This is a genomic window from Nostoc sp. FACHB-280 (genome assembly GCF_014697615.1).
In the GTDB taxonomy this organism is placed as follows: Bacteria; Cyanobacteriota; Cyanobacteriia; order Cyanobacteriales; family Nostocaceae; genus Nostoc_B.
Genome location: NZ_JACJSD010000051.1, coordinates 36,227 through 48,770, shown reverse-complemented (window position 1 = coordinate 48,770; position 12,544 = coordinate 36,227). Strand labels below are relative to the sequence as shown.

Annotated in this window: 13 protein-coding genes; 7 read left to right on the top strand and 6 right to left on the bottom strand. The window is 41.8% G+C overall.

Features of this window, described 5'->3' with window-relative positions; all coding sequences use genetic code 11:
* Positions 1-150: 150 nt before the first annotated feature.
* Positions 151-1,389: a tetratricopeptide repeat protein gene (locus tag H6G75_RS27360; RefSeq protein ID WP_190983050.1), complete on the top strand. Its 1,239-nt coding sequence runs from the start codon at positions 151-153 to the stop codon at positions 1,387-1,389.
* Between the two features lie 51 nt (positions 1,390-1,440).
* Here H6G75_RS27360 and H6G75_RS27355 read toward each other — a convergent pair whose 3' ends face one another.
* Positions 1,441-1,959 (bottom strand): DUF6174 domain-containing protein, encoded by a 519-nt coding sequence (locus H6G75_RS27355; protein ID WP_242051660.1) that lies wholly within the window; start codon positions 1,957-1,959, stop codon positions 1,441-1,443.
* Positions 1,960-2,057: 98 nt separating this feature from the next.
* The gene (locus tag H6G75_RS27350) at positions 2,058-2,216 is read right to left on the bottom strand and encodes a hypothetical protein (protein ID WP_190983049.1); all 159 of its coding nucleotides are present in this window, start codon (positions 2,214-2,216) and stop codon (positions 2,058-2,060) included.
* Positions 2,217-2,523: 307 nt separating this feature from the next.
* Between H6G75_RS27350 and H6G75_RS27345 the strand changes: the two genes are divergently transcribed.
* Together H6G75_RS27345 and H6G75_RS27340 are read left to right on the top strand one after the other, a co-directional pair.
* Positions 2,524-3,273 (top strand): SDR family NAD(P)-dependent oxidoreductase, encoded by a 750-nt coding sequence (locus H6G75_RS27345; RefSeq protein WP_190983048.1) that lies wholly within the window; start codon positions 2,524-2,526, stop codon positions 3,271-3,273.
* Between the two features lie 144 nt (positions 3,274-3,417).
* Positions 3,418-4,638 (top strand): glutathione S-transferase family protein, encoded by a 1,221-nt coding sequence (locus H6G75_RS27340; protein ID WP_190983047.1) that lies wholly within the window; start codon positions 3,418-3,420, stop codon positions 4,636-4,638.
* Between the two features lie 344 nt (positions 4,639-4,982).
* On the opposite strand, the gene H6G75_RS27335 is transcribed toward H6G75_RS27340, so the two are convergent.
* On the bottom strand, positions 4,983-5,666 hold the full coding sequence (locus H6G75_RS27335; protein WP_190983046.1) for a glutathione S-transferase family protein: 684 nt from the start codon (positions 5,664-5,666) through the stop codon (positions 4,983-4,985).
* 302 nt (positions 5,667-5,968) lie between these two features.
* Between H6G75_RS27335 and H6G75_RS27330 the strand changes: the two genes are divergently transcribed.
* Positions 5,969-6,799 (top strand): dienelactone hydrolase family protein, encoded by an 831-nt coding sequence (locus tag H6G75_RS27330; protein WP_190983051.1) that lies wholly within the window; start codon positions 5,969-5,971, stop codon positions 6,797-6,799.
* 330 nt (positions 6,800-7,129) lie between these two features.
* The gene (locus H6G75_RS27325) at positions 7,130-7,819 is read left to right on the top strand and encodes an SDR family NAD(P)-dependent oxidoreductase (RefSeq protein WP_190983045.1); all 690 of its coding nucleotides are present in this window, start codon (positions 7,130-7,132) and stop codon (positions 7,817-7,819) included.
* 13 nt (positions 7,820-7,832) lie between these two features.
* On the opposite strand, the gene H6G75_RS27320 is transcribed toward H6G75_RS27325, so the two are convergent.
* Entirely contained in the window at positions 7,833-8,786 is a 954-nt protein-coding gene (locus tag H6G75_RS27320; RefSeq protein WP_190983044.1) for a stage II sporulation protein M, read from the bottom strand.
* Positions 8,787-9,062: 276 nt separating this feature from the next.
* On the opposite strand from H6G75_RS27320, the gene H6G75_RS27315 reads away from it, so the two are divergent.
* Together H6G75_RS27315 and H6G75_RS27310 are read left to right on the top strand one after the other, a co-directional pair.
* The gene (locus tag H6G75_RS27315; protein ID WP_190983043.1) at positions 9,063-9,917 is read left to right on the top strand and encodes a DUF975 domain-containing protein; all 855 of its coding nucleotides are present in this window, start codon (positions 9,063-9,065) and stop codon (positions 9,915-9,917) included.
* 16 nt (positions 9,918-9,933) lie between these two features.
* On the top strand, positions 9,934-10,728 hold the full coding sequence (locus H6G75_RS27310; RefSeq protein WP_190983042.1) for an RDD family protein: 795 nt from the start codon (positions 9,934-9,936) through the stop codon (positions 10,726-10,728).
* 227 nt (positions 10,729-10,955) lie between these two features.
* Here the strand turns inward: H6G75_RS27310 and H6G75_RS27305 are convergent, their stop codons facing one another.
* On the bottom strand, positions 10,956-11,309 hold the full coding sequence (locus tag H6G75_RS27305; RefSeq protein WP_190983041.1) for a phage holin family protein: 354 nt from the start codon (positions 11,307-11,309) through the stop codon (positions 10,956-10,958).
* A gap of 90 nt (positions 11,310-11,399) precedes the next feature.
* On the bottom strand, positions 11,400-12,272 hold the full coding sequence (locus tag H6G75_RS27300) for a peptidoglycan-binding protein (protein ID WP_190983040.1): 873 nt from the start codon (positions 12,270-12,272) through the stop codon (positions 11,400-11,402).
* Positions 12,273-12,544: the final 272 nt, after the last annotated feature.

The window sequence follows — 12,544 nt, the reverse complement described above, 5'->3', positions numbered from 1 at the left end:
TTCCCTTCTTTGATTAATGAACGTGATGCTTTGAGAATTTTAGACAACTAAAACTTATCTTTGTTTCTACTTGACTACCTACTCAATTCTTCTGTTGTTTTTTCACGACTTTTTCAGCAAGCCCTAATTACTGATTGAGACTGAAAAATTATGGGGAGTGCAAATAATCAGGGAATTTGCTGGTGGTTTCTCGCACAGTTTACCCGCTACAGTTTAACTTTATTCCTGAGTGCGGTAATGTTTGCTGATGCTGTGGCGGCGATACCGAAAAACCAAGGCTTGCAGATAGAACAGCAAACCACTCAACAAGATACCACTCGCGCTGCTGCGGAACGCCTTTTTCAAGAGGGAATGCAGTTTTATCAACAAGGAACAGCAGAATCACTGCGACAAGCAATTGGTAAATACCAAGCAGCTTTGAAGCTTTGGCAAAAACTTGATGAGCAAAGCCAGGAAGCCGAAACCCTCAATCAAATTGGCTTAGTCTACGACGATTTGGGAGAAACACAAGAAGTACTCAAATATTACAACCAAGCTCTACCAATACTCCTCGCAGTGGAGGATAGAACTGGGGAAGCCACCACCCTCAACAATATTGGCAAAGTTTACCTCTCATTAGGAGAAAGGGAAGAAGCACTCAAACACTTCAATCAAGCTTTACTTATCAGCCGTGCGGTGGGGGACAAAAAAGTAGAAGCCTTGACTCTCAACTATCTTGGTGTTGTCTACAACTCATTAGAAGAACAGCAAGAAGCTCTCAAATACTATAACCAAGCTTTACCAATACTTCGGGCAGTTGAGGATAGGGAACAGGAAGCCAGTACCCTGAAAAATATTAGCTTAGTCTACGCTGCTTTAGGAGAAAAGCAAGCAGCAATCAAATACCTCAACCAAGCTTTATCCATAGGTCTTGCAGTGGAAGACAAAAGAATTGAAGCCCGTACCCTCAATGATATTGGCTTTGTCTACGCCTCATTGGGAGAACCGCAAGAAGCTCTCAAATATTTTGACCAAGCTTTACCCATACTCCGTGCCGTGGGCGAGAAAAGAAGGGAAGCCACTATCCTTCACAATATTGGCGGTATCCATAAATCATTAGGAGAACAAGAAGAAGCCCTCAAATATTACAACCAAGCTTTATCTATACGTCGTGCAGTGGGGGACAGAAAAGGGGAAATCCTCACTCTCTCTAACATGGCTTCCCTAGAATACAGAAGGGGTAATTTACAACCAGCCCAAACACACATTCAAGCAGCTATTGAAATAATTGAAGATTTACGCGCCAAAATCACTAATGCAGAACTACGTGATGCTTATTCTGCATCAGTGAGAGGCTATTACGAGTTCAACACCTATCTATTGATGGAACTGCAAAAAAAGGATTTATAAATTGGCAGTGAAAGTTAGCGATCGCTCCTATCTTCTCATGAAACTACTTGGTTAGAGTTCTTGGAAATTCTCGATTGTCAAGAACAATTCCTCGTCAGCTTGTTGAAAGCTGTAGTCGATGCTAATTTGGGTGGGATAACCACGCTGACTGTTATATGTTACCTCAACATTATCTGCTCGACGGGCGATCGCATCTGCAATCACATTAAACAGTTTGGGAATTGTTTTATATCTTTCAAAAAATTCTGGGTTACTAACCGGCTCACCTGTGGTGGTGGTGATGGATGCTGTAATCCCATTTCTAACAGTAATAATTACTGGCCCTCTGGCAGCAGGCGCACAAAAACAACTCCTTGATAGTGTATAGCGATAATTGCGGATATTTTGCTGATTCCACAACCTACGGTTACGTCTTAATTGTCTTAAATCTTCATTTGCTGGTCTTTGTGCTATCTCTACAGTTGATTGAGATATTGCTGGTGTATTAAAACTTAAAGGCATTAATAATGCTGCGCTCATCACAATTGGCCAGCGCAACTGCATTAGTTGAGTTTTGAAATTCTTCAGCATTGGATTATCCCCTGGTGTATTTGCGGTTACAGTGCTTTATATAACACTTAAAAAATTAGGGCTTAATCCTTGACTTGTCAAGTTACTCAGACTACATATCAACTCTTAATTGATGGCTTTTTTGACACATCCCAAATATCTTGTCGGGTCTGCTCTTTTTCAATTAATAACTGAATTTTCATCGGTAATTTTAAAGCTGGTCTTATAGACCATAATTCCTCATCTAATAATTCTCTTTCTAAAGGCATATAAATCATTATTTTATCCTTAATATTCAATTTCAGTCAAAAATGATCGCCAAAATTGTCCACAAATTATAAAGCCGGCTTTTTGGTAGATGAGTTTTATCAAAAGCCGATAAAACATTTAATAAATACAGCTTATCTATTTATAAAAAATAACTTTGAGAATTTATTTTTTATAAAAAACGTTAAATCGATAGACAAACCGTATATTATTTATATAATCTCTCACAAACTGTTCTAAAAATCAAGCTATTAGCAAGGCAAGGCAGCAATTTATTGATGAGCAATGTAGCCGTGAACTGTTAATTGGGATAAATATATGGCAGGTAAATTAGAAGGAAAAGTAGCAATTGTTACTGGAGCTTCTGCGGGGATAGGTGAAGCAACTGCGATCGCCTTAGCCGCAGAGGGAGCGCAAGTAGTAATTGCAGCCAGGCGTTCTGACCGACTAGATGCAGTAGCGCAAAAGATTACGGAGAATGGTGGCAAAGCATTACCGATAGTTACAGATGTTACCGATGAAACCCAAGTCCAAAATTTGGTAGAGAAAGCGATCGCCGCCTGGGGAAAAGTTGATATCTTAGTCAACAATGCCGGCATTGCTGTTATTGGCGAGATTGACGGCGGTAACACAGCAAATTGGCGACGGATGATTGATATCAACGTTTTAGGCGTGCTGTATGCGACACACTCCGTTTTGCCAATTTTGAAAGCACAAAATTCTGGACATATCGTTAACATCTCTTCAGTAGCGGGTCGTACCGCTAGAGCCGGGATTGGGATCTACAATGCCACAAAATGGGGTGTCAATGGTTTTTCGGAAGCACTACGTCAAGAAGTTTATCAACATAACATCCGCGTCACGATTATCGAACCCGGTTTAGTTGATACAGAAATCAACGACTTGATTGACGACCCCATCGCCAAGCAACGTAGTGAAGAACGACGTAAAACAGTCACCCCACTAGAAAGCGAAGATATAGCCGCAGCTATTGTCTATGCAGTCACTCAACCGCCACGGGTGAATGTGAACGAAATTCTCATCCGTCCCACACAACAGGGATGGTAATACTGTTTCACTTGAAGAATGATGCAGATGAGTCAGCAGCACCTCGACTTCGCTCGGTGACCGGGAGCAGAGGAAGTGATTTATCTCACTAACTTCTTGAATTCGTGTAACAAATTCCGCAACATTATTTGAAATTACAAAAATATGACCACTCCAACTACAGCATCTACCTGGGAACAGTTATCGGAAATTGCTCAAAAACACACCCCAGCGCGGCGGGTACGACGACCAGGCCAGTCTCCATCTACTGCACCTATTCCTAGCAGTCTGCATAAACTACCACCAGACACCACACCACCCGTATTGCTTTACCGCGATACAAACTCTTGGTGTCCTTTTTGTGAAAGAGTGTGGTTTGCTTTAGAAGAAAAACAAATTCCCTTTGAAACAGAGTTTATTGACTTAAGCAATAAACCCAAATGGTATACCGATTTAGTCCCCACAACCCTTGTCCCAGCCGCCAAAATCGAGGGTGAGTTAGTCTACGAATCAAAAGATATTCTCTTAGCTTTAGAAGCCAGATTTCCTAGTCCGTCACTACTTCCTGAAGACCCAGAAGAAAACGCTGTAGCTAGACAGTGGGTGGAAGATGCAGAGACTAATGGTTTTCGCAATCTTGCTTATAAATTCTTGCGGGAAACTCCAACCGATGCGGATGAGTTAGCTAACTTGCAAGCCACCTTTGAAGCCAGTTTAGACGAGTTAGAGCAAACTTTAGGCAAATATCCCGGCCCTTACTTTTTATCAACCTTTAGCTTAGTTGATCTTATGTATAGCCCTCATCTAGATAGACTGGCGGCGAATTTACCTGTGTATCGAGGCTATCAAATTAAAGGAAATCCCCGCTTCCCTCGGATTAATGCTTGGTTTGCAGCATTAAATGAACGTCCTGCTTATCATCGGGTGAAATCAGACGACACTACTAATAATTTACTGCTGCGGCGGAGATTTGGTATTGAACCAACAGGAAACGCCTTACCTTTAAATACAGCAGATAGTAATGCTATCCAATATCGTGCCGAAGCAGCAGAAAGACTCAGCGATAACCATGAAGTTGCGATCGCAGATATTATCAAAAATTCTGGTGTGCAAGCATTAGCTATAGATGGTGATATTACCACAGTTAAAGAAGCAGTAGACTTGCATTTAAGACTGCTGGCAGAATATCTGATTCATGGTGATAGCGCACCTTTACCAGGAGGTCGGACTGGTGGCAAAAATAGTATAGAAACCACAATATCAGCAGTTGGCGCGATCGCTCTTGCCTACGTCAGAAATCGCGTCTGTGCGCCCCGTGATATGAGTGCTGGTGCAGCTACCGCATTCCGCGCCGCAGTTGATAAGGTTTTGGCTTCTTTGTATTAAGCTGAATCAGCATTACATTAATATAGGACTTACGCAAGAACTCTCTCAAACTCTTATAACTTCGTGTCCTTTGCGCCCTTTGCGGTTCGTTTTTTCATAATTTTGCGTAAGTCCTGTAATACTGAAATTGTAGGGGTATACATCTGTATGCCCCTACAATTTTTGGAGAAAATTTCTCACTTCTCAATTTGAAAGCTTGGATGCCAGGAATAGTAAGACTTTTACTCCTACCTTCTGCTATAAAAATGGGAAGCAGAAATTTCTACTTCCCAAATCACCGAACCGCAAATTTAATCACTTACTCAGAATTATGAAGAGTGAGAGTAGGTGAAAAAAGCTAAATATTACTTTTGAGCAACTGCAACACCATTAGGTTCACCAAGAACTTTAGCGAATCTTTCTAAATAGAAACTCACAGGATTTGCCACTGCTTGAACAGACTCACGACTTTCTACTGCATTCCACCATTGCAGCAAGCGGGGTGTTTCTGCTGGTAAGGTGAACTTACGGAAGTGTTCGAGGACGGGTAAACGCTCAAACCAAGGATAAAAGCTGATATCAACTAAACTAAACTGTTCACCCAACCAATAAGGGCCGTTACCAGATAGCTTACCTAATCCTTCTTGTTCAATATACAAAAGTGCTTCGACAAATTCTTTGCGCCCTTGTTCTTGTTCTTGAGCATCTTTACCACGCAAGAATTTATTAAATGCGGGGACAAAACGAGTATTGGCATAGTCAATCCAAATCCGGGCGATCGCTTTTTTGGTAGGATCATCAGGTAACAAAGCTGGCTCTGGAAAGACTTCTTCTAGATATTCATTAATTACCGCAGATTCATAAAGTTCTACATCCCCATGCTTAATTGCTGGTACTTTACCATAGCGCGAAACCTGCGTGAAATCTGATGGTTTGTTCTGTAAGTCAATTTCAACCGGGGTAAAGTCAATTTTCTTTTCTAGCAAAACCACGCGGGTTCTTTGAGAAAAGGTAGAGGCTTTGGCGAAGTAAAGTTGTAGGTTACTCATGAATTTTTCCTTGTATGGTAGTTTTAATGCACCTTAAAGTCTAAGCAAACAGAAGTTTACTGAACTCTAAAAGTACGATAAATCTATAGGGTTGCCGTAGAATATCAAGAGTATTGCATATCCTTTGGGAAAACACAACATTACTCCCAACATATCTGCCGTGTCTCCCTTGCCTCTTTTATCAATAAAACTGCTAGATATGTAATACTTAGTAATAATGATTGTTAGTAAATCTAACTATCACCAGTCTGTTAGGTCACTTTACACCACAAAACATCAGACCAAGACCAGATATCAAGATGATGAAAGAAATATCACGTCGCCAATTTATCACCACAGCCACCCTAACGACAGGCTTTGTTTTAGCCGTGCAGCCTGTATTTGCTAAAGTAATTACCACCGATAGCAAAGGCTTAACGGCGGGTGCAGTGAAAATTCCGGTTAAAGATGGCGAGATTCCTGCTTATCGAGCCGTACCTGCAACTGGCAGGAATTTCCCAGTGGTTTTGGTAATTCAAGAAATTTTTGGTGTTCATGAGCATATTCAAGATGTCTGTCGTCGCTTTGCCAAGTTGGGGTATTTAGCGATCTCACCAGAATTATTTGTGCGTCAAGGTGATGTGTCAAAATTAAGCAACATAGACGAAATCCGTCCGATTGTCAGCAAAGTTCCTGATGCACAGGTACTATCTGACCTAGATGCAACAGTCAACTGGGCAGTAAAATCAGCCAAGGGAAATACCAAGAGGATTGGAATTACAGGCTTTTGCTGGGGTGGAAGAATTACTTGGCTATATGCTGCACATAATCCCCAAGTCAAAGCAGGTGTAGCATGGTATGGCAGACTTGTGGGTAATTCTACAGAACTCACACCCAAACATCCCGTTGATATTGCTTCCACATTAAAAGTACCTGTTCTGGGACTATACGGCGGGAAAGATACAGGCATACCTGTAGATACTGTAGAACAAATGCGCGATCGCCTCAAATCCAGTAGCAGCAAATCTCAAATTATCGTTTACCCAGATGCACCCCACGCCTTTTTTGCAGATTATCGCCCATCTTACCGCGAGCAAGAAGCCAAAGAAGGCTGGCAAAAACTCCAAGCATGGTTTAAGCAAAATGGGGTTTAATCACAATTTTGGATTGATAGCTGAATTTTAGAAAAACACATCAAGTGGGCATTTTCAGCAAAACTCTGAATCAAACTATAATGCCCATTTGAGAAATTGAACAACAAGAATTTTCAGGTTCACGCAGAGAGAAGTTGCGTGCGGGGGTTTCCCCCGTTGAGCAAACTTCGGTGGACGCAGAGGCAAGGCAGCGCGTTGCGGGGGTTCCCCCCGTTGTAGCGACTGCCGCGCGGAGAGTTAGTTAGAGGTGAATCATATCGAAATTAGCTGAATTAGCGAGATAAACACTAGTAAATTAAACTTGCACTGTGAATTGGAGAAATAAACTCAATGACAACCACTGCATTAATTGTTGGTGCTGGTAATGGACTGAGTGCATCCTTAGCGCGGTTGTTCGCGGCGGAAGGGATGAGCGTTGCTTTAGCAGCACGGCAGATTGATAAGCTGAATACATTGTCTCAAGAGATTGGCGCGGTTAGTTTTGCCTGTGATGCTTCTCAACCAAACGATGTCAACCAACTGTTCAACAATGTAGAACAAAAGTTAGGAGCGCCAACCGTTGTAGTTTATAATCCGAGTTTCCGAGTTACAGGGCCGCTGATTGACCTTGACCCTAGTGAGGTGGCAAAATCTCTGGAGATTACTGCTTATGGTGGCTTTTTAGTAGCCCAAGCCGCCGCAAAACGAATGTTGAAATTAGGAGAAGGGGCAATTTTCTTTACAGGTGCGTCGGCTAGTGTCAAAGGTTATCCCCGTTCTGCGCCCTTTGCAATGGGTAAATTTGCTTTGCGGGGTTTAGTGCAGAGTATTGCGCGGGAACTAGCACCGCAGAATATTCACATAGCGCACTTTATTATTGATGGTGGGATTCGTTCAGACATACGACAAGAAACCCCCGATAAACCAGATAGTTTACTAGATCCTGATGCGATCGCCCAAACATACCTCAACATTCTCCGTCAACCCCGCAGTGCTTGGACATGGGAAGTAGAATTACGTCCTTGGGTGGAAACATTTTAATTGCATTTTGTACTTAACGACGTTGGCGATTACAATACAACACCAAAAATACAAATAATCCTAGTCCCACAAGATATTTAATTGGGTCTGGTACATTTGGATTAGGCGAAAAAAAGCCTTCTATTGTACCAGCAATAATTAACATAGGCACAATTCCAAAAACTAATTGTGCCGCTTGGAAACTATAAAACTTTAACGCATCACCACGGCGATATTTACCAGGAAATAAAATTGCTCTAGCTAATAATAAACCTGCACCACCAGCAAAAAATATCGCAGGCAATTCCAAAGCCCCATGAGGAAAAACAAACGCCCAAAATGGATAAGCTAAATTATTTTGACCGACTAAAGTACCAACAGCACCAATTAATAAACCATTAAATACCATTAAATAAGTTGTGTATAATCCCACCGTAATTCCCCCAGCAACCGCACCAAAAGACACTGAAAGATTATTAATCATGATGCTGCTGGATGCTAACGGTTCAACCCCCACAATCGACCCCATCCATAATTTATGCTCATCTCGTACCTGAGAAATTAAGTGTTGTGGCACTACCAAAGACATAAATGTTGGGTCTTGCCAAGCATACCACCAAGCAACCACAGCCCCCAGCAAAAATAAACCTGTAGCCAAAGCAATATAGGGAAATGTCTGCTGCACAACTAATGGTAAACCCCAACGGTAAAATTCCAGCGCCGCCCGCCATTCTTGTCGCCGCGAACCTTGATAAATCTGCGTGTAACCGCGAGTTGTTAAAATTTGCAAACTTTGGATTAAAGTCTGACCAATTTGTTGTGTACGGGCGCGGGCTAAATCAGCCGCCACGGAACGATACAAACTAGCTAATTCTCTAATTTCCCCAGCGCGTGCAGATTTCAGTCCTTTTTTTTCTACTTGCTTTAATAAAGCATCCAAACGCTGCCAATTCGGTTCTCTGCGGGCAATCCATCGTTGAATATTCATAGAGTTGGGGAGTAAGGAGTAGCTGGGTAAAAGGAGGGTGAGGGAGACAAGGGAGACAAGGGAGACACAGGAAAAAACTATAAATTACATCTTCATCAAGAAATGATATGAGCAATGAGGATTCATTTTCTAAAATTTAGTCACTAACGCTGCCTAAAAGCTCGATTATGTCTATATTTCTTAATTACGAATTACAAATTACGAATTACGAATTGCTCTAACCTACCTTAAGATAGCCACAAATTCACAACTGTACTTTCAAGGAAATTTGGCATCATGTCTGGAAACATTGGTTCTCCAAGCCCTATGCAACCACTCAGCGTGGGAAATGTTGTCAGTGCAGGTATAAGGCTATATCGCTCTCATTTGAAGGACTATTTTTTATTGGCCTTGAGAGCTTATGTCTGGGTATTGATACCTATATATGGTTGGGGAAAATGTTACGCTCTTATCGCGCTGATTTCGCGCTTGGCTTTTGGCGAACTAGTTAATCAACCCGAAAGCATGTCATCAGGCGAACGCTTTGTCAATTCTAGAATGTGGCAATTTTTACTGATGATGCTGTTAATGGGTTTTTTAAGCTTAGGTGTGGTATTGGGAGTGGTTATTGTATTTGCCCTGTTTAGTTTTTTGTCAGCAGCCTTAATTGGGGGATCTGGTCAACAGGCAAATCCTGCTAGTGTGATTTTATTGGTTGCGATCGCACTTATCGTAGGTATTGGAATTTTTCTGGGAGTTTTTTGGTTTTTAACTCGATTCTTCTTGGTTGATGTACCTTTAGCTATTGAGGAAAATATTGACGCAACATCATCTATTAGCCGTAGCTGGGAGTTAACCGAAGGTTATGTATGGCGGATTTTATTAATTTCCTTTATTGCTTTTTTAATTACCATCCCAATTCAAATTCTCGTGCAGATTATTACTAGTATTATTCAGGTTGCTTTTTTGGCAATTACCAGAGACAATTCTGGATTGTTTGCGGTGCTTTATTTTGTCGTAGTTTTGGCTTTAAGTTTTACTAGTAGTGCGGCAATTGTACCGTTGTGGCAAACAATTAAAGCTGTGATTTATTACGACCTCCGCAGCCGCCGTGAAGGGTTAGGCTTACAATTACGCGATCGCGAAATCTAAAGTAAAAATATTATTTATGCACTTTTTTAACCGCGTTAAATTCCGCACCCCCGAAAGCGTTGAACTAGAATTTACCCTCGCTGGCATAGGAAACCGTGCGTGGGCTTTGCTAATTGACTATCTAGCATTAGCTGTAATTATCTTAGTGTGCATCTATGTCTGGATTTATGTATCTGGTCAGTTAGCTGATATTTTGGAAGGACAAGAGGCTATTGGTTCGCAAGTAGGACTTTGGCTAATTGCCATTACCTTTTTACTTCTCTTCGGAATTTACGTTGGTTATTTTGTATTTTTTGAAACTTTATGGCAAGGGCAAACTCCAGGAAAACGCTTGGCGAAAATTCGGGTTGTGCGAGATGATGGTAGACCCGTTGGTTTAGCACAGACAACTTTACGCGCCTTACTACGACCTTTAGACGAATTTTTCTTTCTGGGTGCTTTCTTTATTGTCTTTAGCCTCCGTGAAAAACGCCTGGGTGATTGGGTCGCTGGTACAATTGTGATTGAATCTGAAATAGCCACACCATCGGCAACTTTCACCATCTCAGAACAAGCAAAGTCACTGTATGCAGAGTTACTAGATATTGCTGATTTATCGCAATTATTACCAGATGATTTTGCCGTAATTCGAGAATACTTGCAGCGACGTGGCGCAATGGCAACCAAGTCAAGAGTCGCACTTGCGTCTAAGTTAACTCAACAAGTAGCAGCTATTGTTAACTTAGATAACTTGCCAGCAGTTGCTCCTGATATCTTTTTAGAAGCTGTTTATTTGGCTTATCAACACAAAGAATTTGGTAGTAGTGCATAGTCATGACAGAATCAGGAAGTGTGGTTCAATATCAGAGCTATGTACTGTCTTAAATGCAACTCAAGCAATATAGTTAAAAATGGAAATACTCACTAAGAAAAACAACACTTAAAATGTCAAGATTGTCGGCGACAAATTGTCGAGAGTCTGACCAGACAAGCAATTGACGATTCAACACTTACCTTAGTCCTGACTCTTACCAACAACTAATGACAGCGCCAACTTATTTATTCAACAGCTCTGAGAAAATAATTAATCACGCTCGACACAATTGACAATACAATTGAACCCAACAAAGCGGGTAAAAAGCCTTTAATCTCAAAACCAGTACCGGGAGTAATAGCACTGGCTAACCACAGAGATAAAGCATTAATGACAAATGTAAATAACCCAAAAGTTAGTAAAGTAATGGGAAAGGCTAACAGGCGTAAAAGTGGTCTAATAAAAGCATTGACCAACCCAATAACTAATACTGCTACTAAAGCCGCAACAAAATTATTGACAATAAAACCGTCGACAATTCTAGAGGTAATCAGTAATGCCACCGCAGTAGCCAGCCAAGTTAACAAAAAGTGTTTCATATCAAACAGGTACTACTTCCATCACATAAATTAAGTAGAGATGCCATACACCATCCCTACTGAAAACTGACATAACTACGTATTATTAGCCTATCTTTGCCCAGGCGATCGCCGCAAGAGAATGTCCCAGGTAGCACCACCAGCCACACCATCTTCTTCTAAACCATAGCGCCTTTGCAACGCCTTCACTGCGGTTTCGGTAGTGCGCCCAAAATCACCATCGACATTACCACTATTCAAAAAACCAAACCTTTGTAATTGTTTTTGCAACGTGACTACATCTTGACCACTCATTCCTAAACGCAAAATGGGGTATCCTTCCGCAGTGTATTGAATTCCTGGAACTTGGCGAAAGGTAATAGTTGGTGCTGCTGGCTTGGTCTGAGTTCTGCGTTGCGTTGTGGGAGTTCTGCGGTTAACTGGTTTTGGTTCTGGTGCGAGTGTTGGTACTTGGGTGCTTCTAGTTCTGGGAGTAGCAGGTTTTGGTTCTGGTTTCCCTACAGTAGCGTTGGTAGTGCTTGGTCGTGTTGCTGACAAAGATGCAGCTGTGTTGGTAGATGCAGGTTCTTTAGGAAACAGTTTTTGCCAAGTAGCCGCATCAACTACCCCATCAGGATTTAAACCAACGGCTTGCTTGAAGCGAGAAACTGCATTTGCCGTATTTTCGTTATAAACTCCATCAACATTCCCGGTGTAAAAGCCTAAAAGCTTGAGTGCGGCTTGCAATTCTGAAACACGTTCCCCTTGGGAGCCGATTTTCAGCGTCGGACGAGAAATTGCAGCATTCGGCACAGCTTGAGCGATTTGCAACGGTGCAGCCAATGAAACTATAGACGAAGAAGCCACAAGTAAAGGCGGAGAAAATAACAGCAGTAACCAATACAACTGATTAGCACTCAAGCAGCGCAAGCCTGATCGTAACCCTAAGTACTTCAAGAAACATGCTGTTAGGCTGCCGTTCATGGAATTTACCCCCAGAATCTTCTGTTGCTAATATTACCAGCCACTGGAGTCCAGAAAAAAGCTAGTACAGCACAATATGGTGGGTTGTGGTGCGATCGCCCCAACTCCAGCGATAATTACAATACCCTAGATGAATGAGTGCGATCGCTCCCAGTCAAGGGATAATTACAATGCACTAAAAGTCAGCAAACAAGTAATGATGAGTGCGATCGCTCCAAATCCAGAGCAATCAAGGTACTCCGCATTGAATCTAGAAACCCTTTAGGAATCAT

What these genes read in the sequence shown, in the direction of transcription:
- H6G75_RS27340 (WP_190983047.1), top strand. Translation starts at nt 3,418, where the DNA reads ATGACCACTCCAACTACAGCATCTACCTGGGAACAGTTATCGGAAATT.
- H6G75_RS27360 (WP_190983050.1), top strand. Translation starts at nt 151, where the DNA reads ATGGGGAGTGCAAATAATCAGGGAATTTGCTGGTGGTTTCTCGCACAG.
- H6G75_RS27335 (WP_190983046.1), bottom strand. Translation starts at nt 5,666, where the DNA reads ATGAGTAACCTACAACTTTACTTCGCCAAAGCCTCTACCTTTTCTCAA.
- H6G75_RS27305 (WP_190983041.1), bottom strand. Translation starts at nt 11,309, where the DNA reads ATGAAACACTTTTTGTTAACTTGGCTGGCTACTGCGGTGGCATTACTG.
- H6G75_RS27300 (WP_190983040.1), bottom strand. Translation starts at nt 12,272, where the DNA reads ATGAACGGCAGCCTAACAGCATGTTTCTTGAAGTACTTAGGGTTACGA.
- H6G75_RS27345 (WP_190983048.1), top strand. Translation starts at nt 2,524, where the DNA reads ATGGCAGGTAAATTAGAAGGAAAAGTAGCAATTGTTACTGGAGCTTCT.
- H6G75_RS27325 (WP_190983045.1), top strand. Translation starts at nt 7,130, where the DNA reads ATGACAACCACTGCATTAATTGTTGGTGCTGGTAATGGACTGAGTGCA.
- H6G75_RS27330 (WP_190983051.1), top strand. Translation starts at nt 5,969, where the DNA reads ATGAAAGAAATATCACGTCGCCAATTTATCACCACAGCCACCCTAACG.
- H6G75_RS27355 (WP_242051660.1), bottom strand. Translation starts at nt 1,959, where the DNA reads ATGCTGAAGAATTTCAAAACTCAACTAATGCAGTTGCGCTGGCCAATT.
- H6G75_RS27310 (WP_190983042.1), top strand. Translation starts at nt 9,934, where the DNA reads ATGCACTTTTTTAACCGCGTTAAATTCCGCACCCCCGAAAGCGTTGAA.
- H6G75_RS27350 (WP_190983049.1), bottom strand. Translation starts at nt 2,216, where the DNA reads ATGATTTATATGCCTTTAGAAAGAGAATTATTAGATGAGGAATTATGG.
- H6G75_RS27315 (WP_190983043.1), top strand. Translation starts at nt 9,063, where the DNA reads ATGTCTGGAAACATTGGTTCTCCAAGCCCTATGCAACCACTCAGCGTG.
- H6G75_RS27320 (WP_190983044.1), bottom strand. Translation starts at nt 8,786, where the DNA reads ATGAATATTCAACGATGGATTGCCCGCAGAGAACCGAATTGGCAGCGT.